We start from the raw sequence: 26,387 nt of genomic DNA, 5'->3' as shown, positions 1-26,387 counted from the left end.
AACGTTGTTATAAACTTAGCTAAGGTCTAGACATTATCGTCGGTTTACGCCTAGTTTGAAACAATTTCAGCTATCAGCAGTCCTAATATTGGAATGTTCAACAGACCCTAAATATTGCTTTGAATATTTAACGTTTATAATTCATTAAATAGATAGAATTTTAGTTAGAAAATTTACCCCTTATTTTAAGAAATAGAGTGAACGTTTATGAATAATTTTGCAAATATACCTCATAATGATGAGTTATCCGATGATGTGACTGATTTTAGACAGTATCCTGATGCGAGTGGGCACTTTGGTATTCATGGAGGACGTTTTGTTTCGGAAACGTTGATGGCGGCGTTAGAGGAGCTGGAGACGCTTTATTATCAGGTTAAGCAAGATCCGAAGTTTTGGGCAGAGTATCATAATGATTTGGTAAATTATGTGGGTCGTCCGACACCGTTGTATCATGCAAAGCGTTTGAGCGATGAGATTGGCGGAGCGCAGATTTATTTTAAGCGTGAGGATTTGAACCATACTGGCGCGCATAAGGTCAATAATACGATTGGTCAGGCGCTACTTGCAAAAATGAGTGGTAAGAAACGTATTATTGCAGAAACAGGCGCAGGGCAACATGGTGTAGCAACGGCAACGATTGCGGCGCGTTTGGGTCTTGAATGTATTGTGTATATGGGCGCTGATGATGTGGAGCGTCAGAAGATGAACGTGTATCGTATGCGTTTGCTGGGTACAAAAGTGGTACCTGTGACGTCAGGGTCGCGTACTTTAAAAGATGCGATGAATGAGGCAATGCGTGATTGGGTAACCAATGTTGATACTACCTACTATATTATTGGTACGTGTGCGGGACCGCATCCTTATCCTCTGTTGGTGAGAGATTTTCAGGCAATTATCGGCAAAGAGGCAAAGATTCAGCATTTAGAGAAAACGGGCAAACTGCCTGATGCGCTAGTAGCGTGTGTGGGCGGTGGCTCAAATGCGATTGGTCTGTTTTATGACTTTTTGAATGATAGTGATGTGAAGATTTATGGGGTTGAGGCGACGGGTGATGGGCTTGAGACGTTGCGTCATTCTGCCCCTTTAGCAAAGGGTCGAGTAGGTGTGCTACATGGCAACCGTACTTATTTGATGGCAGATGATGATGGTCAGATTCTTGAGACGCATTCTATTTCGGCTGGATTGGATTACCCAGGTGTGGGCCCTGAGCATAGCTTTTTAAAAGACATTGAGCGGGTTAATTATGTGGGTTGTACGGATAAAGAGGCGCTTGAAGGCTTCCATGAAGTGACCCGTAAAGAAGGTATTATTCCTGCTCTTGAGTCGGCTCATGCGGTGTATTATGGTTTGAAATTAGCGAAGACGATGACCCCTGATCAAACGATTATTGTTAATATGTCGGGTCGTGGTGATAAGGATTTGCATTCGGTGATGCAGGCGGAAGGGATTGAGCTTTAGGTTGGTTTAGCCTTTTAAACATTTGGCAGTGATTTCGATGATGGCTTTATTGTTTGCTACATGATTTTTGCTACATAACTTTGCTAGATAAGGTTGACCACATTAGCCAGCATGATAAGTCAAGCTTGTTAACCTTCTTAATAGAGCAAAAAAGATTTTTGAGAGCATAAAAGATACTTAGCAAGTTTGAAATTGCGGTTAGTGAACTAAGTGAGTTAGCCTTTAAGTTATAAAAACTACTTAATCAATATAGATAAAGAGATAATAATGACCCGAATAGAAAAAACTTTCCAAACCCTAAAAGCCCAAAACAAAAAAGCCCTTATCCCGTATGTGATGGCGGGCGACCCAAGTCCCAATACGACCGTTGGCTTATTGCATGACCTCGTTAAACACGGCGCTGATATGATTGAGCTGGGTTTGCCTTTTTCTGATCCCATGGCAGATGGCCCAACGGTTGCCACAGCTGGTGAGCGTGCTTTAGCGGGTGGTACCAGTACCCGCCAAGCGATTGAGATGGTCAAAGAGTTTCGCAAAACCGATAGCGATACGCCTATTATCTTAATGGGCTATCTCAATCCTGTTGAAATTATTGGCTATGATAACTTTACCAAGCTTTGCGAAGAGGCTGGCGTAGATGGGCTACTTATGGTGGATTTACCACCAGCAGAGGCAGGCACCTTTACCCAGCATTTATCCGAACATGCGATGAATGAGATATTTCTGTTATCGCCCACCACTTTACCTGAGCGCAGAGCACAAGTACTAACCCATTGTAGTGGTTATATATATTATGTGTCGCTTAAAGGGGTGACAGGTTCTGCCACTTTGGACACAGAAGATGTGAATGAACAGGTGCAATCGATTAAGTCTGAGACTGATCTCCCAATATGTGTTGGCTTTGGTATTCGGGATGGGGAGTCCGCTAAGGCGGTAGGTCAATATGCTGATGGAGTTATTGTGGGTAGTGCTTTGGTGCAACAGTTTGCAGACTTAAATGCTCAAACAGATGAAGCAACCATTGCGGTAGCGCAAGGCAAAATGATGGCAACGATGGATGAGCTTAGAGCGGCTATTGATAGTTTGAGCAATACATAAAGCAATACCTAATAGGCAAAGTGGGTAATTATCTGTTAATATTGAGTACACATGTAAACTGTGAATATCAACAACTCAAGAAGTGAAGTCAAGGATATGACCAAAACAGCGCAAGTTTTAGAAAATGAAGGTAATATGACAAGTTCAGATGTGATAGCAAACAATACCTCTACTGGGTCTACGTGGTTTGATCGCCCTGTACCATCCGTTAAGGTTCAGAATCAAGCTCAGCTAACCGCAGTTGAGACTGAACCATCTACACAGTGCCCTGAGTGCCATTCAGTAACAACCAACACGGCTCTTATTTTTAACAGCTATGTCTGCCCACATTGTGATTTTCATATGGCATTAACTGCCCGTGAACGTCTAACAGGCTTTCTTGATACGGTAGAACGAGAGCTGGGTCAAGAGTTTATAGCAGGCGATCCTCTAAAGTTTGTTGATAGTAAGCCGTATCCAGAACGCATGCAGCAAGCTCAAGAAAAAACTGGCGAAACCGAAGGCTTATTGGTAATGCAAGGTAAGCTTAGAGATATGGATGTGATTGCTTGTTCGTTCGATTTTCGTTTTATGGGCGGCTCAATGGGGTCTGTGGTTGGTGATAGATTTGTACAAGCGGCAGAAACAGCATTAGAGAAAAAAATACCATTGGTATGTTTTGCCGCTTCTGGTGGTGCTCGTATGCAAGAAGGATTGCTGTCGTTAATGCAGATGGCGCGCACTGGGGCTGCCATTGAGCGTTTACGTCTGGCCAGTGTACCGTATATCGTTGTACTAACTAACCCAGTCTATGGCGGTGTTACCGCATCGCTTGCTATGCTTGGAGATATTCATATTGCCGAACCTAAGGCAATGATTGGCTTTGCAGGCAAACGTGTTATTGAGCAAACCGTACGTGAGACGCTTGAAGAACCGTTCCAGCGTGCAGAGTATTTGTTAGAGCATGGTGTTATTGATCAAGTGGTGCATCGTCATCAATTAAATGACACGATTTATCGCTTGCTAGCCAAGCTTATGCACTTATAGATGGTTTGTGTATGGATGCTGTTCGTCAAATTATAACCAAGACATCTTGCACTATAATTGTGACAGCATTCATTCATTACTAAGTATAGCTATGCTGTGGTAAGTATCAATGGTTTGATTTTATGATAAAGTTAAAGCTAGGCTATTTATATCGATTGACCTTGGCAGAGAGTTAAACTGTATCCTTTTCAGAGTTAGAGCGAAACCCATAATTATATCGTTATAAGTCGAGATGTTAAGTGTCCAATAAACCTGTAGGTATGTCCAAACCCGTTCCAACCAAAGCCAGTTCATTATCGGACTGGCTTAACTATATGCAGCAAATTCACGTTTCTGCCATTGATATGGGGCTGTCAAGAGTGATGCCAGTTGCAGAGCATTTGGGTTTGGTGCAATCTGCTAAAGATGATGCTTTTGTATTTACTGTCGCAGGGACAAATGGTAAAGGTTCGACCACAGCGGTTATTAGTGAGATTTGTCAGCAAGCAGGTTATAAAACAGCTTTATATCAATCGCCCCATTTGCTTGATTTTAATGAGCGTGTGCGCATTAACGGTTTGCCTGTAGGAGATCAAACGCTTGTCGATGCCTTTGCTGAAGTGGAATTGGCAAGATTGGTTTGCGCATTGACCTTATCGTTTTTTGAAATGACTACTTTGGCTGCCATGCTTATTTTCGCTCAGGCTGATTGTGATGTTTGGGTACTCGAGGTGGGTCTCGGGGGGAGATTGGATGTCGTTAATATCATTGATCCTGACTTAGTGGTAATTACTAATATTGGCATCGATCATGTAGATTGGTTAGGCGATACACGTGAAAAAATAGGCCATGAGAAAGCAGGTATCCTGCGTGAAGGTATTTCGCTTATTTATGGCGAAGACGATATGCCGCAATCAGTAAGAGATAGGAGTGAAGAGCTTAATTGTGCTATTTATCAACTTGGCATTGATTATGATTACGTCTATGACAACAGTATAAATCTAGATATGTGGCAATTTAGTAGCGCCAGTGTTACCTTACAATTACCAAAACCAAAGTTGTCATTAGTCAATACCGCCAATGCGGTTGCGGCGGTATTAGCCAGTCAATTAACTATAGAGGCATCGCATATTCAAGCCGCTTTAGCTTTGGTTAGGCTTGATGGTCGATTTGATTATCGTCAGCTTGCAAATCGGCATTGGTTGTTTGATGTGGCTCATAATGATCGTGGTATGAGTTTTCTCCTCAAGCAATTTTTATCTTTTTGGCAAAGCCACTTACAGCAGTACCCTTCAGCACATCTTCACCTTGTATTCTCGATGCTATCAGATAAGGATATTGGCAAAGTCGTCGACTTGTTGGTGGTGTCAGGTTTGCCGATTGAAATGTGGCACATTGCTGAGATTGATCATCCGAGAGCAGCAGAGATAAAGATTTTGCAAGAGACTTTAAGCCAGAGACAAGTAACGGACACTACTTTATATGATTCGTTAACTGCTGCAACCTACGGTGTTATACCAGTTACCACGGCGGATGATCTGATATTAGTTTGTGGTTCATTTCATACGATTAGTGAAGTGCTGTTAACTTTAAGGTAATATCAGAGTCTATTTGTCTATATAATAATTAAGTCATTATAATAATAAAATTATCGTTCAAACTTAGTAAGTAGCACTTTATGTTATTTTTACCCTATGGCTTTGCAAAGCGTCATCAAATCCTTATTGTACCGTCTCCTGACAATACGGTTGTTCCTTCTTTGGTGGTCACTGAGGACACACCTATTAGCGCTATTAATGAAGCTATTTCCTTTGCTTCTATCAATGGCACTTCTCAACCCCTAGATATAGAAACTGTACTAGCGGATGAATTTGATAAACGTATGGAAACCGCTTATGCAGGAAATACAGGCGAATCGCAGCACATTGCTGCTGGTCTAGAAGACCACCCAGATCTAGACAGCCTTGCTGATAGCGTCCCAGAAACTGAAGACTTGATGGATCAACAAGACGATGCGCCTATTATTCGTCTAATCAATGCTTTGCTATCTGAAGCCATTCGTTTAAATGCTTCGGATATTCACATCGAAACCTTTGAAAAAAGATTATCTGTTCGTTTTCGTGTTGATGGTGAATTAAAAGAAATTGTCAGCCCAAAGCGCCAGTTAGCACCTCTGTTAGTATCACGTATTAAAGTAATGGCAAAGTTGGATATCGCTGAAAAACGTGTTCCTCAAGATGGTCGTATCAGCTTAAGACTGGCAGGTCGTGAAGTAGATGTTCGAGTATCCACTTTGCCATCAAGCTTTGGCGAGCGGGTGGTAATGCGTCTGCTGGATAAACAAGCGGGTAGATTGAACATGACTTATCTTGGACTAGCCGATAAAGACTTTCAAGTACTCAAAAAGCTCATTCATCGTCCGCATGGTATTATTTTAGTGACAGGGCCCACCGGTTCGGGTAAAACCACTACCTTATATGCTGCTTTATCAGAGCTTAATGATCAAACTCGAAATATTTTAACTGCTGAAGATCCTATTGAATTTCAGCTTGATGGTATCGGTCAGACGCAAGTTAACACCAAAGTAGAGATGACCTTTGCACGCAGTTTACGCGCCATGCTGCGTCAAGACCCAGATGTGGTCATGGTAGGCGAAATTCGAGATTTAGAAACCGCCGAGATTGCAGTTCAGGCATCATTAACGGGTCATTTAGTATTATCAACCTTACATACTAATACGGCTATTGGTGCCGTTACCCGTTTGCAAGATATGGGCGTTGAGCCGTTTCTACTTTCTTCCTCTCTCATCGGTGTAGTGGCTCAACGTTTAGTGAGAACGTTATGTCCTCACTGCCATGACTGGAAGGATGCTGATCCTGTGCAAGCGCAACTATTTCGAGAAGTCGATATTCATAACTCAGCAACTGAGACAATTCGGCTGCCTATTCCTAAAGGCTGTGAGAAGTGTAGTCAGTCTGGATTCAAAGGGCGTACTGCCATATATGAAGTTATTCCTGTGGATGATGACTTAAGACGGATGATTCATGGCGGTGTTGCAGAATATAAACTTGAAGAGTATGCTCGGCTGTTAACACCTTCCATACGGGCCGATGGGCTTAAAAAAGTATTGGCAGGAAAAACGACACTAGAAGAGGTGTTAAGAGTGACTAAAGAGACTGTTTTTGCCAATTCAGATGAGTAACTATCATTAATGAATATATTTATTACTATTATAATAGGCAATATTTAGCACTAGAATTTAGTATCAAGGCTTAAGCTAATAAGGCTTACAGTAAATGGTACAATTTTTGCAAGATTTTTTCATAAATTTTGCTTGGGTTATATATAAGTTTACTATCAGTTAAGCTTAGGATTATATTTTCGCTAAACTGTATATGCGAAGTTGTAATATAGAAGTTGTAATATAAAAGTTTTAATGTGTTTTACGCCACAATTTTTAAACCAGTAAAAATAGGCAACTGTCTATTTTTAGTCGCGGGTTTAAGTCGCGCGAAAATTATTTATACTGAGTAAAGTGGTAACTTGGTTGCAACTACTTTTTATTGTAACCACTTAATAAGTACAGCCAATAATTTTAATACGAGTATGCTATGGTAAAATGTATTAAATCCAACCTAGCATTAACCCCTTAACAAATAAGCTTACCCACTATGCTATTTAGTCAATTTAAATATAAAAACAAACTATTGCTTTCACTACTGTTGATGTCTGGTGTTAGTTTACCCTACCATGCTCAAGCAGCGGTAAGTGACGTGCAGATAAACTCGTTAATATCGCAAGCTATTGACTCGCATCCCTTAGTTGGGTCGGCAAAAGCTGAACAAGAAGCCACTAAAGAGGGCATTTCTGCGGCAAAACTTAATTTATTACCAGTACCCAGTTTTTCGACGGGGTATCAAAAAGATAAGGATTTGGTTTCTGAGATTAATATTCGTCAACCTCTATGGACAGGTGGCCGTCTTACAGCTAATGTCAATCAAGCCATTTTTGATGATAAAGCTGCCATAGAAAATATTTATGAGCAGCAAAATGATGTGGCTAAAACCACCATTGATGCATGGCAAAGTTATATTTCGGCAGTGGCTAAGCAGCGGGTTTATTTAGAAAATCTTGAACAGTTGGCTGATTTTGAAGCGATGATGCAGCGCCGTGTTAAGCAGGGTGTTTCAGCAAGAATTGAGCTTGATTTGGTAACCAATCGTATTTTACAAGAACAAAATGCGTATGAAGCAGCAGTGGAACAGCAAAGCATTGCTGGCTCTAGATTAGAACAAATTATTGGTCATCCACTATCTAGAGACAGCGCCCGCTTTGTCCCTCAGCTAAAAGTTTTAGCCGATCAAGCTAAAATTCAATCAGCTGGGTTTGAACAAATGGCTTTTAATAAAGCCAGCTTCTATAACCCCTCTGTTGTCAAAGAATACTTTCAAATTGAGTCTGCCAAACAGCAAGTAAAATCTCAAAGAGCCTCAAATTATCCTTCACTATACGCTCAATATACCCATACTTATGAGCATGAAGATAATGATAATGATGGCGCATTTTTAGTGGGTTTAAACTACGAACCAGGTGCCGGATTTTCTAATCTAGCGTTAACGCGTGCTTCCGCAGCTCGGGTAAATAGCTTGATACAAAATCAAGAGGCAGCACGTCGTAATGTGATGGAAAATATTCAGGTTGAGTATCAGAAGTTCGCCAGTGCCAAGAGTCGTGAGCAATCATTAGTTGCAGCGGTTGCTGGTGCGCAAATTGTTGTTGATTCATACCGTCGACAGTTTATAGCGGGTAGAAAGTCATGGTTAGAGGTCCTAAATGCGGTACGTGAGCTTAGTGACTATCAAAACCAATTGGTGCAAACACGCTCTGATATTTTAGGTTCGTTTTATAAACTTCAAGTTGATTTTGGCTTAATGCCTTGGCAGAAGTTTGCCCGTAATCGTGAAAAAGTAGACTTGTTCAAAGTGACTGACCCTGTACAAAACTGGCTAGGAAAACAAGATAGTGTGCTGGATGGTCAGGATTTTGAATATAATAATTATGTCATTCAAGATCAGCCAATAAGCTCTGATTCATTAATGGAAGTTAATCTTCCAGCCTCAGCTGAGCAAAGACTTAACGATGGTGTTATCTTAAGGATAAACGATGATAAGAGCGTGGAAGAAGTATCTACTATTGAAAATGAGCCAAGAGAAATGTCGGACAAAGCTGGCAAGCCACTGTCTATTAAACCCAAACCAACTGATATTCATGAAGTAAGCGATGATTATATTTATATTGAAGAGTCCAATCAAACGTACCAGCAACCACTAAATAATGATGAAGACAATACTGTAAAAGTTAGAGCGCCTATCTCTTTAACAGAAAACTTTACTGATAATAACGATCATGACAATGTATATAAAGTTGAAGTTTATGAGGTAGATGATTTTTTTGTGTATGCTGATCGAAATTAAGCAGCTATGAACTGACTGATTTTGTCTTCTAATTGAAAAATAATAATTGAATAAGTGACATCTATGACTGTTAATGATAACCAAACAGATGAAACAGTGTTAACTGGCGAATTGGTAGAGACTAATGAACAGCTTACTATTGCACAATCGTTAGCAGATGCATTAAGGCATCTGCTAAGCCAACAGGGCTACCCTGTTGACAATGTACGCCTACAAGATGTAATAAGACGCCATGATAATCAAAAAAATAGTGGTGAAGGCCGTGGTATAAATACTCTTGGCGGGGTTATTGAAGTATTACATGGTATAGGTGTTGAAGATACGCCAGAGATATTAGAGCAACCTGATGCTGCTTTTTTACCGTTATTGACATACCACACGAGGTTTGGTTGGGGTGTTATTGATGGGCATACTCCACAAGGTGCGTGGAATTTTCGTCAAGAAGAAAAAACTCAGCCTGTCCGGGTTAGCGAGTTATCACTCGTATTACGCGTACGTTTGAAAGACGATCATATTAAAAAGCGTAGTGCGACATTTACGGACTTATTAAAATCGAATTTAAAAAGCTATAAAGGTGTAGTAATTGAGGCGGTACTTGCTTCTTTTCTTATTAACTTTTTAGCACTTGCAGTCTCTTTGTTTTCAATGCAAGTCTACGACCGTGTGATTCCAACACGTAGCCAATATACGTTAATAATTTTAGCGAGTGGTGTAGGGTTAATCATCCTGTTTGAAGCGTTCATGAAATTCTCCCGCTCAAGAATTATGGATAAGGTAGTGGCTGGATTGGATCAGTATCTATCACGGGAGGTGTTTCAACGCTTATTAAAAGTTCGCATTGATCAGATGCCAGGCTCAGTAGGGTCTATGGCCGCTCAATTGCGTGGTTATGAACAAGTGCGCAGTTTTTTTACAGCAGGTACGTTGTTTGCTTTAGTCGATTTACCCATGACAGTTATCTTTTTATCGTTAATAGCTTATATTGGTTCGCCTCTGGTTGCACTAGTACCTATCATCGCTGCGACTATCGCTATTATTTTGGGTTTAAATGCGCGCAAACGAATTGATACCATTGCGGCCGAAGGTGCTTCTGCTTCTTACTATAAAACAGGTTTATTAGTTGAAACTGTTGAGGGTGTTGAGACTATTAAGGCAGGGGCTGGAAGTTGGAAGTTTTTATCACGTTGGCTTGATGTAATGAATGTTACTATCAAGAACGACTTAGACATGAAGCACACCAATGATAATTTAAGTTATTTTACCCAAATGTTACAACAAGTCAGTTATGTTGGTATGGTAATTACCGGTGCATTTGTGGTTATGAGTGGCGATATGACCATGGGTGGTTTGATTGCCTGCTCAATTCTAGGTGGTCGTGTTCTTGCTCCTGTTATGGCCATACCAGGGCTTTTGGTTCAGTTTTCTCATGCTAAAGCTGCTAAAGGTATGATTGAATCTATTTTCGCCCTTGAGCAAGACAATCATGGTGTTAACTATCCGTTATCTCCTACTAAAATAAGAGGTCACTATCAAGTTGACGATATGGTTTTTAATTACCTTGGTAATGACCGTCCCGCTATTACCGTTCCTAATTTAACCATAAGGCCAGGTGAAAGGGTAGCTGTTCTGGGTCCTATTGGTTCTGGGAAATCTACTTTACTTAAGCTGTTGTCAGGATTATATGCCCCAACATCAGGAAGAATATTGCTTGATGGCTTAGATATCCAACAAATTAGCCGAGAATCACTAAGTGAGCAGGTCGGTTATCTTCAGCAGGATCATCGATTATTTCAAGGCACTTTACGTGAAAACCTCCTGATTGGTATGGCAGCGCCTACGGATGATGTTATCCATCAAGCCCTATTAAAAACAGGTTTAATTAATTTAGTTGCCAACCATTCAAGCGGTTTAGACTTACCGATTAGTGAAGGTGGGCGTGGGTTGTCAGGTGGTCAGAAGCAGTTAGTTGCTTTTACCCGTCTTTTATTAACAAAACCGTCTGTCCTATTGATAGATGAGCCCACAGCCTCAATGGATAATCGCCAAGAACAGCGATGTTTAAGTGTACTACGTGAAGAGTTGCAAGATGGGCAAACCTTGATTGTATCGACTCATAAGACAGCTCTGTTAGACTTGGTTGACCGTATTATTATTATGGATAACCAAAAAATTGTTATGGATGGTTCGAAAGAAGATGTATTAAACAAGTTAAGGCAGAATGAAAAAGCTAAGCACACCACACCAATCGATAAAATTGGACAATCGCCAAGCTCTGAAACGGCCCTAAGTGCCCCTTCAAGCAGTCCAAAATCCCCTAAGGGGCCTAACAGATTAGGCAAGTCAAAGAGGCCGCCATCTGCTAACCAAACTATTGTGATTAATCCCGCCTCAGAGAAGAAGAGTAGCGACTCTGCGCAGTCCGGTACTCAAAAAGATACTTTAGATGAAGCCAGTAAGTCGTCTATCAAGGCTAACAGTACTAGAGTGTCATTAAAACCGACAAGTAGTAAGGCTTCAGGAGACAGTAAAAAGGCATCAATTTCAATAAAGCCTGTCTCAGAGCAACAAGCAGGGTCAAAAGGGAACAATACAGTTTCCCAGACTGTGTCAAACGTTGAGCAGAAGCTTAACAATTTGAATCATAGCGCAGATAAAACTACGCCAAAAAAGCCGAAGCAACAAACCATCATTATTAAACCTACATCAGAAGAGAAATAGGCATGTCTGAATATCAATATACACCAACAAAGCCCAAAGTTGGCCGTGCTCGTCTTAGTATATGGATTGCCCTAATCGGTATTGGTATATTATTGACGTGGGCATATTTTGCTAAAATTGACCAAGTTACTCGCGCCAAAGCTACCGTAATTGCCAGTGCTAGAACGCAAGAAATTCAAGCTTCTGAAGGTGGAATATTGACTGAAATATTAGTATCAGAAGGGGATGACGTTAAAGAAGGGCAATTGCTGGTTGTGTTAGAAGAGGAGCGTGCTAAAGCAGCTGTAGATAACTCAGCTTCAAAGACTGCTGCTTTAAGAGCAAAGCTTGCAAGATTGCAGGCCGAAATTTTTCTGAAGCCACTGGTATTTACCGATGATGTGCTTGATTATCCAGAATATGTCGAGAACCAAACCCAACTGTATAATCGTAGACGTCAGGCCATAAATGAAGATGTTTCCTCCTTAGAGAAAATGCTGGTATTGGCTCGTAAAGAGCTGAGTATGAATGAACCGTTACTTGAGTATGGAGATGTTAGCCAAGCAGATATCATTAAACTGCGTCGTCAGGTGGCTGATATTGAGGCGCAAATCAATAATAAACGTAATAAATATTTTGAAGAAGCACAGGCTGAGATGACAAAGGCGCAAGAGGAGCTTGATACTGAGCTTGAACAGTTGAGAGATAGATCTCAGGTGCTGGAAGAAAAGCGATTATTATCACCTGCAAACGGTAAGGTTAACAATATTAATATTACTACCATCGGCGGTGTTGTTAAACCAGGTGAGGTTATCATGGAGTTGCTGCCAACAAGTAGTGACCTAATAGTTGAAGCTGAAGTTAGTCCGGGAGATATTGCTTATGTTAAAGAAGGGCAAGCTGCTTCGGTTAAGCTAGATGCCTATGACTTTTCAATCTTTGGTGCAATGAATGGTACGGTAACTTATATTAGCCCTGATACCTTAATGAAGAAAACCCCAAATGGCGAAGAACCTTATTATCGAGTGCTCATTAAGATAGGGGAGGCTGAATTTGCGGGACGCGGTGATGAAATTGTTATTAAACCTGGTATGACAGCCAGCGTTGATATTAAAGCAATGGAACGTACTGTGCTATCCTATCTAACCAAACCTATTACTAAAACATTGTCAGAGGGATTAGGGGAGCGTTAAAAATTTATTTATACCATCGATAGGCCATAGCTTATTGATGGTATAATCCAATAGTGTATTAAGTTAGCGTCTTCATTAAAGTCGATGCTGAGTTATTAAGTTATTTTATAAAAATATTTGACACACCGTTTAAAATCTATATAATACACACCCACAGCGAGAGACCTTAGTTGTTAAATAACTGTAGTTGTTAAATAGCTAAGTATATTAAAATTATGTTGAGTTTCTTATTTTTACTTAACACTGTAAAATTAGTTTTCTCTTGCGAAATTAAAAAAGCAGTGCTTTTTTAATACGTTTTTCAAGGGTGATTAGCTCAGTTGGTAGAGCGTCTGCCTTACACGCAGAATGTCGGCGGTTCGAATCCGTCATCACCCACCACTACTTAACTACAGTTTAACAACTGAGTGGTTAAATAAAGTTATAAACGACCTAAGCAGCGGTAGTTCAGTTGGTTAGAATACCGGCCTGTCACGCCGGGGGTCGCGGGTTCGAGTCCCGTCCGCTGCGCCATCTTTAAAACTAGTTTTTAAACAAAGTTTCAGCCCTAAGCATTTATTTACTTAGGGTTTTTTTGTGGGTGGTGGTTTTATTTCTTTTCTTCAAAAGCCTTTATTAAGGTGTAATGGACAAAATTCGTGCTATTTAAGAGACTTTGACGTTCGAAAGTCTTTAATAAACCATAACTTACGGCTCTCATTTGGTCCATGATGACTGTGTAATTTCCGTTTAAGCTCACTAAACAAACCTTCCAGAGAATTGGTTGTATTTGCTATATCTAAATGCTCATATTCTTGGTAAGTAAATAACCAATCACTATTAACTCGTAGGCTACGATAAGCACTTCTAAGACGCTTATGAGTGTACCAAGTTTTACCCGTATTTTCATTCACACTACGCGCATTTAAGTAGGTTTCATGAGTCAAATACCAGTCATCCAAGGCAGTGACAAACGACTTACTATCGGGCTTTGTAAGCTTTAGAGCAAGCTGTCTGAGCTCAATACTCGCTATATTTTTAGGTCGACGAGTCAGGTAGCGGGTCACTATTTGTATTTGATGAAACTAGCACATTTGACAAGGTATATCATTAAATAACGCTCTTAATCCTCGTCTTCCATCACAGGTAATGCTTTGTATCTCAACTAATATTAGCCTCTTTTTTAGCTTTATATTGTCAAAGATTATGATTTACTTAAACGGAGTAGAAGCTAGATAATTAAATAGTATGTTTAAATAGGCTAGATAGCATATTTGATAAGTTGGATTTATACTCGTTGATATTAAATTCAGGTAGGGAAAATAGAGCGGTTTGAGCACCCAAAAAACTGATATAGGCTATTTCAGTAATAGAAATTATTTTAGCGTCATCTTTAGGTAAATTATAAAATGATGCATAAACAGATTGCATATATTTCATTCTGTTCTGATCGGCTTGTGTTAAGTAGTCTTTTACTTTTGGGTCATGTAATGCCCATGCTCGTATTTCCAAGTCTAAAAAATGATCTAAATTCCAAGCAAAATTGTGTAACCTTTTGATTTCCGACAAGTTGTCCCTATTTAACTCCATCTCCCATATCTTTTCCGTTCCCAAATTAAGCCAATATGATAATACTTCATCATAAAATTCAGATGTATTCTTGAAATGGTGATAAAAAGAACCCCTTGATAGGTTTAAGGATTGACCTATTTCATTTATGGATAAATTGTAGTATCCAACCTCCTTTAATGATTCTAATGCTTTTACGATCCATTTTTCTTTATACACGTTCATTTTATTCTTTAAACTTGTTAATAAAGCAAGTTTCCTAGTAGGAATTTATCATACATTTTAACTGAATCTCAGAAGAATATACATTAGTGTCTTTTTATTGAACCCTAAAAGTGTTAAGTTAACATACATACATACATGTATGTTTTTTTAACGTTATATTTATATGGATAGTGTAAGAATGAAAAGTAATAGAGTAGTTGTTACTGGTAATGGTGCAATGACGTTGATGGGGAATATTGATGAATCCAATATCTAAAAAAAATAACATTGTAGCTAGGAAGTTTTCAAAGCTATTCATGAATATCATGTTTAACTCTGTTCATGGCTGGAAACAAGACCTACCAGAGAGAGCTGAACATTTTTATCATCTTTGCGAGGATGGAAGTGAACTTGAGGGTGCAATTCATTATACTCAGGAAGTTTCACCTAAAGGCGTTGTGATACTTTGTCATCCCTTTATAAAATATGGCATGCATTATTTTTTAAAGAATCAGTTAGATCTTAAGTTAGCAGATCTGGGATTTCATGTTGTTATGTTTAACTTTAAAGGTTTTGGCCAAAGTGAAATAAAAGGGCATGCCTTTTATGATGATGTACTCTCTATTGGCAGTTTTACTCAACGTAAGTTTCCTAATATACCCATACACCTTCTTGGCACATCATTTGGCGGTTTTCAGTTATCTCATGCGCTTGGTAAAGATAGCTCTATATTTAAGTCTATTGTTTTAGATAGTGTCCCTTGTTCGGTTACCGTTTTTTTTAACAAAGGATTACAAGCTAAAGCAATGAAATGGATGAGTAATAGCAAACTAGCACCAGCGACAGGTACGCAGCCCATTAAGTATTCTTTAGCTAACACATCCCATGTTCCAATAGCTTATTTATATGGTCTCAAAGACAAGTTTATACCCGAAACTGATGTACAAGAATTGAAAAGTAGTTGTAAGCATATCAAATTATTCTCATTTCCAGATTGTGGACACTTAGATATTTTTAAAGTACATCAGCAAGAGTATTTAAAATTGGTAACAAACTTTTTTACCGAACATTCGCAGTAAATAATTTATTTAATAAGTAAGGACACTAATCAAGATTAGTAAACTAAAGAATGGATTTTGGTAGCTGATTACAGCTGGTAGGGTAGGAGAGGTATCGCTAAGTTAATCGCAGTAGAAGGTTGTTTTTTTCGATCAAAAATTTAAGTCTAAAGGAGGATTAAGTTTAATTATCTCTCTTTTATTCCTATTAAAAGGGACTTTAAGTGAATATATTTTTATTAATTGGTGGCATTTGTAGTTTAGTTGCTGCACTTTTACACGTTGGCTGCATTGTATACGGTGCTAGTTGGTATAGGTATTTTGGTGCAGGCGAAACAATGGTTAACCTCTCAACCAAGGGTAGTATCCTTCCTATGATTGTAACGTTGCATATAACGATTGTTTTAACTGTATTTGGCATATTTACGATATATTCAGCGGGTTATACGTCATCACAGTTGCCAATGACCCCACAGGCATTGGTGTTTATCACGTCTATTTATTTAATACGTGGAGCCTTTTGTTTTCTCTTTATGTTAAAGCCATTAGGAAGGACTAGAGGTTTTTGGGGATGGAGCTCTTGTGTATGTTTCATTGTCGGTATTATTCATTATTTTGGAATATTAAATTTTCATCCTTATGTTTAGTTAAGGACATTATTTAAGGTTCACATTACTTGTAGTGGCATAATGAAATGAGACAGCAAATAAGAGGTTATATACTATTACCAATAACAGGAGAGAAGATATGACCACCAAACGAGGATGTTACAGCAGTGAATTGAAGCTTTAAGCCATTAAACTGGTTGAAGAGCAAGGCAGAAAGGTACCAGAAGTTGCCAGTTCACTAGGTGGTTGTGATGTATACTGGATCAGTAGTCATCATAATTAATTGTGAAAATCTTGCTCTTGAAAGGGTAACTGAAATTTTAAAATAGGGGATTGGGCTTGGTTCCCGGTACTAGTCAAAGGCATTAAGTTGAGGACTAATTAAACGACCAAAATACTTATTATAGACTTACTAACATTAATCCTTAAAGTAATAATTGCAATCCTTAACACCTATAATAATAGTAATCTTAAAGCAATAACTTGATAACCGCTATAAACAATCTGTCTTGTTGAATAGTGATAGTTACCTTGCCACCATGCGCCTTAACAATTGATTGAACGATAGATAATCCTAGCCCTGTTCCCGAATGAGGTAAAGCATCGTCATTATTGCTACTCGTTGGATAGCGGTAAAAACGCTCAAACAGCCGATTTGCCTCTTTTTGAGTCATTGGCACTGCAAGTTCGTTTTGGATAACAATGTTTAGAGTGGGCTGATCTAAAGGCAAAGGTCTGGTGCTTTTATGGGTCAAATTAGAATGTTCTGTGTTGCGGGTTTGCTTATTAGCACTGATACCATGGGCACTGATACGAATGATGCTATTCGTTTTCGAATAATAAATAGCGTTTGAAATTAGGTTGGCAAATAATCGTTGTAATAAGCCTTTATCGCCTTTGACGGCTGTAAACTCTCCCTCTTTTAATAAAGTAAGATGCCTATCGTCTGCTAACAATTCATAATATTCAATCAAGTTGTTCAGCATACTGTCCAAATCAACCTCTTTTATCTGCTCTGGACTCAAGCGTTTTTGAGTTTTTGCCAGTAGCAACATATTATTAATCAATTCTGACAGCTGCTCTAACGTCTCATGTTGATGATGAAGCTGTTCCACATAATCCTTGCTATCCCTTGGTTGACTCAGCATGACTTGTGTCTGGGTGCTGAGTATGGCTATCGGCGTGCGTAGTTCATGGGCTATATTGTCAGAATATCGAGATAAAGATTCAAAATTTTCTTCCATTTTACTCATCATAATATTATATGACTCAGCAAGCGGACGCAGCTCACTGGGCATATCAGACACGGTAATGCGCTCACCGAGTTGCTCAAAGCTAATGCTTTTCATTTTTTGAATAAAGGTGGTTAGGGGTGAAAAACCCCAATAGACACTGAGGGTTGCGATTGAGATTAATAACAGGGTTATGGCAATCAGGATAAGTTTTAACTGCCATTTAAATTGATGAAGGTATAATTGATGTACGTCAATTGGCAAGGCTAATAAATAAATGGCATCCGCGTTATTAAAAGCACTGTTAACGTTATTAATAATAATACTACGGTACGGCCTGTTATTTAATTGCAGTTCAAATTGTTTATTACCATGCTTTTTTATCAACTCACGTATATCAAGCTGACTGACTGACAACTGTTCTGGACTTCCCGTTTGGTCTATTAATAACATTCCATTAGAATCAAATTTAAACACCTTAATATCATAATCCAAACCGCCAGAATGCAGATGACTGGTGACATTTTGCGGGTTAACTAAATTTTCACTATCGTTTAAAGAATTGCTATCTAAGGTATGACGCAAATTATAGGCCGAATGGGTTAAAATCTCTGCATCCATGACTTCAAAATGACTATTGACTGAACGTTGAATCCAAAAATAGACCACGATTTGTGACACAACCACAAATACGGTGAGTAAGATGACCGTGCGCCATAGCAGTGAGATTCTAATATTCATTCGGCAAATTTCTTATGTATTAGGCATCATTTTGTCGTTTAGTTGGCCTTAGGTTCAAGTTACTCTTCAAGTTATTCTTCAAGTTATTCTTCGAGCTTATAACCCATGCCACGCACTGTATGGATTAGCTTGGTCTCAAACCCTTCATCTATTTTCATTCGAAGACGTCTGATAGCCACGTCAATGACATTGGTATCGCTGTCAAAATTCATATCCCAAACCTGTGAGGCAATAATCGAACGTGGTAACACCTCTCCTTTTCTCTCAATCATAAACTGCAATAATGAGAACTCTTTTGATGTCAATTGAATAGAGGTGTTGCCTCTATAAACAGTGCGTTTGGCAAGGTCTAGTGTTAAATCGGCTATTTTAAGTTGGGTGCTAAGGTATTCTGACTGACTGGATCGTCTCAATAAGCTTTTAAGACGTACCACCAGTTCTGCAAAGGCAAACGGCTTGGTCAGGTAATCGTCTCCTCCAATTTCAATACCTTTAATGCGGTCTTCTAAACTATCTTTGGCGGTTAGAAACAACACGGGAGTGATATGACCTGCTGCACGGTAGTTTTTGACCAGCTCAAAACCGCTAATATCTGGCAACATAACGTCCATAATGATGGCATTGTAGCTTTCAGACATCATTGCATGGTAGCCGTCCAAGCCGTTTTGCTTATGATCAACAAGAAAGCCTGACTCCGTTAAGCCCTTTTTGATATAGTCGCCCAGTTTTATCTCATCTTCGACCAATAAGATTTTCATTTACACCCCAATAAATTAATATAACTAGGACTTACGCATATTAAGAAAATGTGACGACTGGCAATCATTTTTGAATCGTCTAAAGGTAGAGCGAAGCCTCTCAAAAATAATTACCAGTCATTTTATAATGCCGTTCAATCATATTTTGCGTAAGTCCTAATAATCAGTCTTCATGTTAGAACAATAGAACCTAATTTAATAGCATCTTGCCCTCAACATGACAGATTTGTAATGTTGACGTCATGTTGGTGTCATTCGACAAACCTTATTATTACTACGAAACATTCAAATTCATTTAATTTAGTCCTCAAACTCTATAAATAGGGAATTCCAATGAAAGTACTTAATATGATTTTAGCCACTGTCGCTACTTTAACGATTGCGACAAGTGCCATGGCGCATGATCCTAAACTGCATGCTCAAAAAGACCAAATGAATTGCGAGAAAATAAGCCAACACATGCAAATGATGAAAAATATGGATCATAGCAAAATGGATATGAATGACCCTGCTATGAAGTCAATGATGGCAAATATGAGTAAAATGCAACAGATGTATGCCAAGCACTGTGTTAGCTCAAGTCCTAGCAAGTAGTTTATCTTCAACTTCAGCTTCAAACCCCAAAAATCCCAATCAAATCAGATGTAGTTCAAGGGAATCTCAGGGGATAAAGCGGAATGTAATATTTAGCCTTTTTTAAAATCTCATAGCCTTTTACTAATAGCCCTTTAATGAACACCCCTTTAATTACTTAAGTAGGACTCAAATGATAAAGTTTATTTTAGGGGGTGTGACCACCCTAGTTGTCATGTTAATTGTCGCTTACGCAGTCCTATTAAGTGGACGAATAAATGTTGGTGCTGACCATGAACATAGCCCAATCGTTTATAGTTTAATAGAAAAAGCACGAGTCAATTCAATTAAACATGCCAGCAAAGACATTGTTGTTCCGAAACTTAACGAGTCTGCAATGATAAGTGCAGGCGGTGCCGATTATAAAGATATGTGTGCCAGTTGCCATTTATCACCCGACGTAACAGCAACTGATTTAAGCTTAGGTTTATATCCTAAACCTCCAAATTTTACGGATGCTAGTGTCGTCAGTCGATTTGCAGACGATGAAGGCGCTAAACAGGGATTTTGGGCGATCAAACATGGCATTATGGCATCGGGTATGCCTGCATGGGGGGCAACGCATGATGATGATAGGATGTGGGCAATGATTGCTTTTATCAAAACCTTACCCAACTTAACGGCCAATCAATACACCATGCTTACTGCAAGGTTTGATGCAGATATAATGGCTGGTATGATGAATGAATCTAAGGGCGACATGATGGATGATTCTATGGATGGTATGAGTGGCGATATGCAGCATTAAAATGACAATTGAGGTAGTAGTATGCAAAACTCCAATATTTACTTCATAAGCAGAATAAAGTCTAGTATGAACAAGCTGCCTAAGCACACAAGTCATAAATACACTAGCCATATTAGTGGACCTCAAAATCGATTACTTAATTTCCTAAGTGGATTAATGCTATTTGGCTTTATAGTATCGCTTACGGCTTGCGGTGCACCAAGCAACTCCAACTCAGCGGTAGAATCAACAGGGACTGCTTCTGATAATATAGCAATAACACAACCTAAGCTTAACAAATCTGATGAAAATCATAATAGTGGCGCTTTATTACAAGGTATCAGTGCCACTGTTTATAAAGATGCCAATTGTGGCTGTTGTACCGAATGGATCAGCTACGCCAACAAAGCGGGGTTACAATCTACCTATCAACATCCTGAAGCCTTAAACTTGGTAAAAGATCGTTATGGTGTACCTGAAGCATTACGCTCTTGCCATACGACTGTCACCGAAGATGGCTATGTGTTCGAAGGTCATATCCCAGCAAAATTTATCGCTCAATTTTTAGCGAATCCACCGTCTGATGCTATTGGTTTGGCAGTTCCTAGTATGCCAGTGGGTAGCCCTGGTATGGAATTTGAGGGTAAATTTATGCCTTATCAGGTATTCGTGATAAATAAAGATGGTTCTTATGAGGTGTTTGCGTCCGTTGATTCCCCAGAAAAGCAGGTTTAAGGCATTACGATAGCTGGCATGGTTCATTTTTAAGGGTGTGCTATTCAAATTATTATTATTAAATTTTATCCCTTTATGTTGACATAATGCTGGATTTATATCTTCGAATCTCTCTGATTCATATCTTGATTAGGTTGTATTATGAATAAAAAACATAACTTGAACCGTAGGAAGTTTTTATCTAGTGTTGGTTTGGTGGCTGGAAGTACAGCTCTTACCCCTGCTTGGGCAAGCTCTAATTTGAGTGGTATCAATTTAGGCGGTATCAATAGTGGATATCTCAATCCAGCCGCTGACCAAACTCCTGTATTAACGGGTACTGAGTTTGACTTATATATTAATAAAGTACCTGTGACCATCGCCGGTAGAAAAACCACAGCAACCTTAGTTAACAACTCCCTGCCTGCGCCGACGTTAAGGATGCACGAGGGCGATACGGTCACGATTCGAGTCCATAATGAGATGGATGAGACAACCTCCATTCATTGGCATGGTCTACTTGTGCCTTATGAAATGGACGGCGTGCCGGGTATTAGCTTTGATGGCATTCCTCCTAGAAGTACCTTTACCTATCGGTTTACTTTGAAGCAATCAGGCACGTATTGGTATCACTCGCATTCAGGGTTTCAAGAGCAGACCGGTATGCTGGGTGCTATTGTTATTGAGCCTAAAACTCGTGAGCGTTATCCGATTAGTGAAGATCATGTGGTAGTACTGAGTGATTGGACTTTTCGAGACCCGCATAACTTATTAAAGCTGTTAAAACAACGTGCTGATTTTGATAACTACCATCTTCCTGACTTTAAAAAGCTACTGGCGGACATTGCCCAGACTGATATTAAAACAGCAATGGATAAGCGTAAGATGTGGAATCAAATGCGAATGATGCCAACTGATTTTAGCGACTTAACGGGTGAAAACACCTTCACTTATCTCATTAATGGCAGACCCTCAACTGAAGCTTGGTATCAAAAAATTAAAGCAGGGCAACCTGTTAAACTCCGATTTATTAATGCGTCAGCGCAAACCATATTTGATGTACGCATACCGGGTTTGAAGATGAAAGTAGTGGCAACAGATGGCGTCGATGTAGAGCCCGTTAGCATTGATGACATTCGTATTGGGGTAGCCGAAACTTACGATGTTATTGTCACGCCAACTCAAGATGTACATACTATTTTTGCACAAAATGTAGACCGCAGCGGTTATATGACGGCGACACTGGCAACTAAGGACACTGCTCAAGTGGCAGCAGCAGCTATTCCAAAGATGGATGCCGTAGAGTGGCTGACTATGGCCGATATGATGGGCGACATGAGTGGCAAGTTTAAAGCCAATCACGCCCATACAGAATATGACTTTAAAACAGACATGCGGGTAGACACACCTAGAGTGAATCTGGATGATCCCGGTATTAATCTGCGTAATGTTAAAAGAGACGTGCTGACTTACGACCAGTTAAGCAGTGTTGGTGATCACATATTTGCTGAGCAAATTAAACCGACCCGTGAGATTGAGTTGCACCTTACCGGTAATATGGAACGCTATATTTGGGCGTTTGATGGCGTTAAGTTTAGTGATGCGGCGCCAGTTAATATCAAACCTGGCGAGCGCGTTCGTATCACCTTAGTCAATGACACTATGATGATGCACCCCATGCATCTGCACGGTATGTGGAGTGATATAAGGGCACCATCTGGCGAGTTTCAAGTCAGAAAGCATACGATGTTGGTGCATCCTGCTCAAAAAGTGAGTTTTGATGTTACTGGTGAGCATGGACGATGGGCTTGGCATTGCCATCTTTTATATCATATGGAAGCGGGTATGTTCCGAGAAGTCGCCGTTGTGTAGGGGCTGTATAGAATTGATTAATTAGGACTGCTGATAGCTAAAATCATTCCAGACTAGGCGCAAACCGACGCTAATGTCTAGACTTTGGCTAGGTTTGTAACAACGTCTGGTACGCTTTCAGCATCAGCCACACTCGAGCACAGCTCTCGCCTTGCGAACGGGCAAAGCAGTGCTTTGCTTAATCCGTTCTCAGGGCGGGACTCTTTTTTGTCAATATATTACGAAATTTTCTAGCTTAGAATGACTAGGCGTCAAAAATTTCACTGCATATTGCCTAAAAAATAGTCTCCGCCAGTGCCATGAATCAATTCTATACAGTCCCTAATCCTATTTAAATCAAATTGTTTATGAGCCAACAGATGAAAACACATAAGATAGGTTATTTTACGCTCAGTATCGTGTCAATGGTTTTAGCCCCTTCTTTTGCAATGGCGTCAACGTCATCCACGAAAGCTAACTTGCAGAAAGCCAAACTGCCTGACATGATTCAAAATTCAGTAGGTATGGTCAATATGGATCATAGCTCTATGGACATGTCAGATATGGTTATGTCAAGCATGGATCACAGCTCGATGGATATGTCAGGCATGCAAGGTGGTAAACCACCAAAAAGTGCCCGTAGCCCAGACTATTCAAATGGCATTGATTATGGCAAGTTTGGCAAACCTATGATGATGGGCGATATGCCGACTTGGGGGGTATCTGTTTCTGATTTGGGTTATAACTTTGATGAGGACAATATTAATTTTGAGACAACTGCTTGGTATGGTACTGATGAAAAGCGTGTTATTTTTGAAAGTGAAGGCAGTGCACAAACGAAAGATGATAAAGTAATTGATAGCTTATCCTCGTTGTCTTATTGGAAACCACTAAGTATCTTTTGGAATGGTAGCTTTGGTGTGGCTTATGATACGGCAATGGATGATGCCGCTGTCATGGCAGGTATTGAAGGGACAGCACCCTACTTCATCGAAACTTCAGCCAATGCTTATTTATATACTAATGGTCAACTGAGGTTAAATGCAGGCGCTGAATATGAATGGCGACTTAATCAGCATTGGGTGGTAATACCGGAATTAGAAGTCACGGCCTTTAGCAGAGATGATGAGGCTCAACACATTAAAAAAGGGTTTAATGAGCTTGAAACTAAAGTTAGACTTACTTATGAGACCCTAAACCGTCAAGTAGCCCCTTATATTGGAGTCAGTTACGAGACCGCACTGGGTGCAAATCGAGGACAGCACCGAGCGCATGGAGAATCAGTAGACTCAAGCAGTGTGATAGCTGGGTTAAGTTTCTGGTTCTGATATTCATTATCAGGAGACCACAATGCAACAGGCAACAGAGCACGATGAGCATCATTCAGATTCAGGCATGAATCCTTATGTGAAATTCACGTTCATGATCCTTACGTCAACATTGATAATGTACATGATGATGTACTTCAATACTTATAAGTGGGATCACGTTTATTTTAGTGAAACTAGGGCTTATATGGCTCTTTATATGGGCGCTGGCATGGCAGTAATAATGCTGGCATTTATGGGTAATATGTACAAGAACACTAAGCTTAATCTCTTGATCTATGGTATTAGTGTGGTGATCTTCGCATTAGGGCTTTGGGGTGTACGCTCTCAACAAACAGTGGAGCAGGTGGATTGGATGCAAGCGATGATTCCCCATCATTCGATTGGCATTTTGACCAGCTCACGGGCAAACATTGAAGATCCTAGAGTTCAAAAGCTTGCAGATGACATAATTGAGGCACAGCAGCGTGAAATTGAGGAGATGCAAGCTCTGATTGAAGAGCTAGAGTAATTTAATTAGGGTCAAAGAAGTTAGGGTTTACTTGTTTATAGGCTTTTTTGCCTATTCAGGGCCAGTTAACACTTGATATAAACCCAGCTGAGTTTCGTAAGTAGGGTCTACCGTGTGCACGGCAATCTTCGTCATGGTAGTGTTAAATGGCTGAAAATCATTGAGAATGGTTTGGTCTACAAGGTACATCTAGCATGCGTGTATAATCGATAGCCTGTTGCATCCCTTTACCAATCGCATGTTTATTGGCTTTGGCTTTTACCACCGCAAGAGGCCTATTAGGCTTTTGATATAACACATTATTGCCGCAATAAACAAAAGCATTTTCTACCTCGCATTTTGTGATGACGAGCAACAATGGAACAAGGGTAGGAAGCTCTTTATAATAAGTTTTCACAAGCTATATTCATTGCGAAGATCACGGAGTCACATCGTCAATTTATGACTTTCTTTGAAAATCGCATGAGCTTTCAGACAAACTCTAAAGAGACTATTAAACTGCATTTAAAAGGAACACCTTTTCAATGAGAAGTTTGGTAGGCATTACTGTCTATCCATATATCAGAGTTGACAACCTATTGTGCTATTGCAGCGATCATAGAGCACCCCACCGCACACAGAGCTATTTGCAACGCAATCAGACAAAATCCTGTGGCTTTTTTAAATCAATAAATTCGAGTTTAAGAAATAAGAGTAAAATCAATTATTAAGACATTTCGATGACGACGTTAAAAATTTATATTATGTTTGTTTTTCTAGAGTTTATCTGGGAAGCGTCATTCATCTTAAGTTATTTAACATGCCCTAGAGTTCGAAGGAGCCGTAGATACCCTATCGTTGGTAATGAATGCAACAGGAGTGCAGGAGTGCTAACCACTTAGTCCCATGATAGGGCTGTGATGAGCGGTAAATGATAGGTAATCTACTAAGATTGCGTCAGCTGACGTTGTCATTCTTTTGGCTAATGAGTTTGGGTTTTATCCTCTAGCTTTTTTTGATTAAGCTATTTTGGAGCAGCAGTTAATCTTAATTGCTGCCATAATTGAGCATCGTTTTCTGTTATATCAGCCAACGTATAATTGTCCATTACTCTCAGAAAAGCGTTAGTCGCTTTATAAAATACATGCTGTAATTGGCAAACAGGCTTGATGGAGCAGCTTATAGATTCTTTTTCTTTATAATTGTTTAAACAGGGGACAGTAGCAAAATCGGGTTCAGTATGACGCAGAACTTCTCCTAAATTGATATCTTTGCTTGATTTAGCAAGGCTTATACCACCATTTTTACCCCGCAAACTAGTTATATAGCCAAGTTTTGCAAGCTGGTGGATAATTTTAGTGAGATGACTCTTTGATATGTTATAACTTTCTGCAATGTCAGATATAGTGGCCAGTTTATTTGAGTCAGGCATTGAAGCTAAATACATCAAGGTTCGTAGTGCATAATCACTATAATTAGTAAGACGCATAAGCCATTTCCTATAAATTAATTTTAGTGCATTCAGTGTATGTCAGTAGATATTTATGAGGTATCACTTACCCTAACGAGA

At 39.6% G+C, this 26,387-nt stretch carries 23 protein-coding genes and 2 tRNA genes; 19 read left to right on the top strand and 6 right to left on the bottom strand.

What is annotated here, in order from left to right; all coding sequences use genetic code 11:
* Positions 1–207: 207 nt before the first annotated feature.
* The 10 genes from trpB (at position 208) to AC2SLN_RS07060 (ending at position 13,438) form a co-directional block, all read left to right on the top strand.
* Positions 208–1,458 (top strand): tryptophan synthase subunit beta, encoded by a 1,251-nt coding sequence (gene trpB / locus AC2SLN_RS07105; RefSeq protein ID WP_486550707.1) that lies wholly within the window; start codon positions 208–210, stop codon positions 1,456–1,458.
* 267 nt (positions 1,459–1,725) lie between these two features.
* Positions 1,726–2,556, top strand: coding sequence for a tryptophan synthase subunit alpha (gene trpA, locus AC2SLN_RS07100; RefSeq protein WP_486550708.1), 831 nt, complete (start codon positions 1,726–1,728; stop codon positions 2,554–2,556).
* 135 nt (positions 2,557–2,691) lie between these two features.
* The gene (gene accD / locus AC2SLN_RS07095; RefSeq protein ID WP_486550717.1) at positions 2,692–3,582 is read left to right on the top strand and encodes an acetyl-CoA carboxylase, carboxyltransferase subunit beta; all 891 of its coding nucleotides are present in this window, start codon (positions 2,692–2,694) and stop codon (positions 3,580–3,582) included.
* 260 nt (positions 3,583–3,842) lie between these two features.
* Positions 3,843–5,159, top strand: coding sequence for a bifunctional folylpolyglutamate synthase/dihydrofolate synthase (locus AC2SLN_RS07090; RefSeq protein WP_486550718.1), 1,317 nt, complete (start codon positions 3,843–3,845; stop codon positions 5,157–5,159).
* Between the two features lie 80 nt (positions 5,160–5,239).
* Positions 5,240–6,763, top strand: a complete 1,524-nt coding sequence (gene gspE, locus AC2SLN_RS07085) for a type II secretion system ATPase GspE (RefSeq protein WP_486550709.1) — start codon at positions 5,240–5,242, stop codon at positions 6,761–6,763.
* 469 nt (positions 6,764–7,232) lie between these two features.
* Positions 7,233–9,035 carry a TolC family protein gene (locus AC2SLN_RS07080; RefSeq protein ID WP_486550710.1) on the top strand — a complete coding sequence of 601 codons (1,803 nt, stop codon included), beginning with the start codon at positions 7,233–7,235 and terminating at the stop codon, positions 9,033–9,035.
* Positions 9,036–9,098: 63 nt separating this feature from the next.
* Complete coding sequence (locus tag AC2SLN_RS07075; protein WP_486550711.1) at positions 9,099–11,753, top strand: type I secretion system permease/ATPase; 2,655 nt, start codon at positions 9,099–9,101, stop codon at positions 11,751–11,753.
* 2 nt (positions 11,754–11,755) lie between these two features.
* Complete coding sequence (locus tag AC2SLN_RS07070) at positions 11,756–12,925, top strand: beta-barrel domain-containing protein (RefSeq protein WP_486550712.1); 1,170 nt, start codon at positions 11,756–11,758, stop codon at positions 12,923–12,925.
* Between the two features lie 305 nt (positions 12,926–13,230).
* Positions 13,231–13,306: transfer RNA gene (locus AC2SLN_RS07065), tRNA-Val, on the top strand.
* 55 nt (positions 13,307–13,361) lie between these two features.
* Positions 13,362–13,438, top strand: a tRNA-Asp gene (locus AC2SLN_RS07060).
* Positions 13,439–13,566: 128 nt separating this feature from the next.
* On the opposite strand, the gene AC2SLN_RS07055 is transcribed toward AC2SLN_RS07060, so the two are convergent.
* Positions 13,567–13,980 (bottom strand): IS256 family transposase, variant Zn-binding type, encoded by a 414-nt coding sequence (locus AC2SLN_RS07055; RefSeq protein WP_486550720.1) that lies wholly within the window; start codon positions 13,978–13,980, stop codon positions 13,567–13,569.
* A gap of 163 nt (positions 13,981–14,143) precedes the next feature.
* A complete protein-coding gene (locus tag AC2SLN_RS07050) occupies positions 14,144–14,692 on the bottom strand; it encodes a TetR family transcriptional regulator (protein ID WP_495057319.1) in 549 nt (182 codons plus the stop codon).
* 245 nt (positions 14,693–14,937) lie between these two features.
* Between AC2SLN_RS07050 and AC2SLN_RS07045 the strand changes: the two genes are divergently transcribed.
* Positions 14,938–15,756 carry an alpha/beta hydrolase family protein gene (locus tag AC2SLN_RS07045; protein WP_486550619.1) on the top strand — a complete coding sequence of 273 codons (819 nt, stop codon included), beginning with the start codon at positions 14,938–14,940 and terminating at the stop codon, positions 15,754–15,756.
* A 203-nt stretch (positions 15,757–15,959) separates the two neighbouring features.
* Positions 15,960–16,382, top strand: coding sequence for a hypothetical protein (locus AC2SLN_RS07040; RefSeq protein ID WP_486550621.1), 423 nt, complete (start codon positions 15,960–15,962; stop codon positions 16,380–16,382).
* Positions 16,383–16,813: 431 nt separating this feature from the next.
* Here AC2SLN_RS07040 and AC2SLN_RS07035 read toward each other — a convergent pair whose 3' ends face one another.
* Both AC2SLN_RS07035 and AC2SLN_RS07030 read right to left on the bottom strand, forming a co-directional pair.
* Positions 16,814–18,316, bottom strand: a complete 1,503-nt coding sequence (locus AC2SLN_RS07035; RefSeq protein WP_486550623.1) for an ATP-binding protein — start codon at positions 18,314–18,316, stop codon at positions 16,814–16,816.
* A gap of 83 nt (positions 18,317–18,399) precedes the next feature.
* Positions 18,400–19,074, bottom strand: a complete 675-nt coding sequence (locus AC2SLN_RS07030) for a heavy metal response regulator transcription factor (protein WP_486550625.1) — start codon at positions 19,072–19,074, stop codon at positions 18,400–18,402.
* Between the two features lie 333 nt (positions 19,075–19,407).
* Between AC2SLN_RS07030 and AC2SLN_RS07025 the strand changes: the two genes are divergently transcribed.
* The 6 genes from AC2SLN_RS07025 (at position 19,408) to AC2SLN_RS07000 (ending at position 24,838) form a co-directional block, all read left to right on the top strand.
* A complete protein-coding gene (locus AC2SLN_RS07025) occupies positions 19,408–19,668 on the top strand; it encodes a hypothetical protein (RefSeq protein WP_486550627.1) in 261 nt (86 codons plus the stop codon).
* Positions 19,669–19,840: 172 nt separating this feature from the next.
* Entirely contained in the window at positions 19,841–20,455 is a 615-nt protein-coding gene (locus AC2SLN_RS07020) for a c-type cytochrome (protein WP_486550629.1), read from the top strand.
* A gap of 21 nt (positions 20,456–20,476) precedes the next feature.
* Positions 20,477–21,169 carry a DUF411 domain-containing protein gene (locus AC2SLN_RS07015; protein WP_486550631.1) on the top strand — a complete coding sequence of 231 codons (693 nt, stop codon included), beginning with the start codon at positions 20,477–20,479 and terminating at the stop codon, positions 21,167–21,169.
* A 141-nt stretch (positions 21,170–21,310) separates the two neighbouring features.
* Positions 21,311–23,020, top strand: coding sequence for a copper resistance system multicopper oxidase (locus tag AC2SLN_RS07010; protein ID WP_486550632.1), 1,710 nt, complete (start codon positions 21,311–21,313; stop codon positions 23,018–23,020).
* A 359-nt stretch (positions 23,021–23,379) separates the two neighbouring features.
* A complete protein-coding gene (locus tag AC2SLN_RS07005; RefSeq protein ID WP_486550634.1) occupies positions 23,380–24,327 on the top strand; it encodes a copper resistance protein B in 948 nt (315 codons plus the stop codon).
* A 187-nt stretch (positions 24,328–24,514) separates the two neighbouring features.
* On the top strand, positions 24,515–24,838 hold the full coding sequence (locus AC2SLN_RS07000; RefSeq protein ID WP_486550635.1) for a DUF305 domain-containing protein: 324 nt from the start codon (positions 24,515–24,517) through the stop codon (positions 24,836–24,838).
* A 157-nt stretch (positions 24,839–24,995) separates the two neighbouring features.
* Here the strand turns inward: AC2SLN_RS07000 and AC2SLN_RS06995 are convergent, their stop codons facing one another.
* Positions 24,996–25,235 carry a hypothetical protein gene (locus tag AC2SLN_RS06995; protein WP_486550636.1) on the bottom strand — a complete coding sequence of 80 codons (240 nt, stop codon included), beginning with the start codon at positions 25,233–25,235 and terminating at the stop codon, positions 24,996–24,998.
* A 149-nt stretch (positions 25,236–25,384) separates the two neighbouring features.
* Between AC2SLN_RS06995 and AC2SLN_RS06990 the strand changes: the two genes are divergently transcribed.
* Positions 25,385–25,510, top strand: a complete 126-nt coding sequence (locus AC2SLN_RS06990; RefSeq protein ID WP_495057373.1) for an MGMT family protein — start codon at positions 25,385–25,387, stop codon at positions 25,508–25,510.
* 331 nt (positions 25,511–25,841) lie between these two features.
* Here the strand turns inward: AC2SLN_RS06990 and AC2SLN_RS06985 are convergent, their stop codons facing one another.
* Positions 25,842–26,306, bottom strand: coding sequence for an Rrf2 family transcriptional regulator (locus tag AC2SLN_RS06985; RefSeq protein ID WP_486550638.1), 465 nt, complete (start codon positions 26,304–26,306; stop codon positions 25,842–25,844).
* Positions 26,307–26,387 lie beyond the last annotated feature (81 nt).

This window comes from Psychrobacter sp. CX90 (assembly GCF_057396305.2).
This window is presented reverse-complemented; position numbering and strand designations above follow the sequence as displayed.

What these genes read in the sequence shown, in the direction of transcription:
- AC2SLN_RS07090 (WP_486550718.1), top strand. Translation starts at nt 3,843, where the DNA reads ATGTCCAAACCCGTTCCAACCAAAGCCAGTTCATTATCGGACTGGCTT.
- AC2SLN_RS07025 (WP_486550627.1), top strand. Translation starts at nt 19,408, where the DNA reads ATGAAAGTACTTAATATGATTTTAGCCACTGTCGCTACTTTAACGATT.
- AC2SLN_RS07000 (WP_486550635.1), top strand. Translation starts at nt 24,515, where the DNA reads ATGGCTCTTTATATGGGCGCTGGCATGGCAGTAATAATGCTGGCATTT.
- gspE (WP_486550709.1), top strand. Translation starts at nt 5,240, where the DNA reads ATGTTATTTTTACCCTATGGCTTTGCAAAGCGTCATCAAATCCTTATT.
- AC2SLN_RS07030 (WP_486550625.1), bottom strand. Translation starts at nt 19,074, where the DNA reads ATGAAAATCTTATTGGTCGAAGATGAGATAAAACTGGGCGACTATATC.
- AC2SLN_RS07020 (WP_486550629.1), top strand. Translation starts at nt 19,841, where the DNA reads ATGATAAAGTTTATTTTAGGGGGTGTGACCACCCTAGTTGTCATGTTA.
- AC2SLN_RS07035 (WP_486550623.1), bottom strand. Translation starts at nt 18,316, where the DNA reads ATGAATATTAGAATCTCACTGCTATGGCGCACGGTCATCTTACTCACC.
- accD (WP_486550717.1), top strand. Translation starts at nt 2,692, where the DNA reads ATGACAAGTTCAGATGTGATAGCAAACAATACCTCTACTGGGTCTACG.
- trpA (WP_486550708.1), top strand. Translation starts at nt 1,726, where the DNA reads ATGACCCGAATAGAAAAAACTTTCCAAACCCTAAAAGCCCAAAACAAA.
- trpB (WP_486550707.1), top strand. Translation starts at nt 208, where the DNA reads ATGAATAATTTTGCAAATATACCTCATAATGATGAGTTATCCGATGAT.
- AC2SLN_RS07070 (WP_486550712.1), top strand. Translation starts at nt 11,756, where the DNA reads ATGTCTGAATATCAATATACACCAACAAAGCCCAAAGTTGGCCGTGCT.
- AC2SLN_RS07075 (WP_486550711.1), top strand. Translation starts at nt 9,099, where the DNA reads ATGACTGTTAATGATAACCAAACAGATGAAACAGTGTTAACTGGCGAA.
- AC2SLN_RS07010 (WP_486550632.1), top strand. Translation starts at nt 21,311, where the DNA reads ATGAATAAAAAACATAACTTGAACCGTAGGAAGTTTTTATCTAGTGTT.
- AC2SLN_RS06985 (WP_486550638.1), bottom strand. Translation starts at nt 26,306, where the DNA reads ATGCGTCTTACTAATTATAGTGATTATGCACTACGAACCTTGATGTAT.
- AC2SLN_RS07045 (WP_486550619.1), top strand. Translation starts at nt 14,938, where the DNA reads ATGAATCCAATATCTAAAAAAAATAACATTGTAGCTAGGAAGTTTTCA.
- AC2SLN_RS07005 (WP_486550634.1), top strand. Translation starts at nt 23,380, where the DNA reads ATGAAAACACATAAGATAGGTTATTTTACGCTCAGTATCGTGTCAATG.
- AC2SLN_RS07015 (WP_486550631.1), top strand. Translation starts at nt 20,477, where the DNA reads ATGCAAAACTCCAATATTTACTTCATAAGCAGAATAAAGTCTAGTATG.
- AC2SLN_RS07080 (WP_486550710.1), top strand. Translation starts at nt 7,233, where the DNA reads ATGCTATTTAGTCAATTTAAATATAAAAACAAACTATTGCTTTCACTA.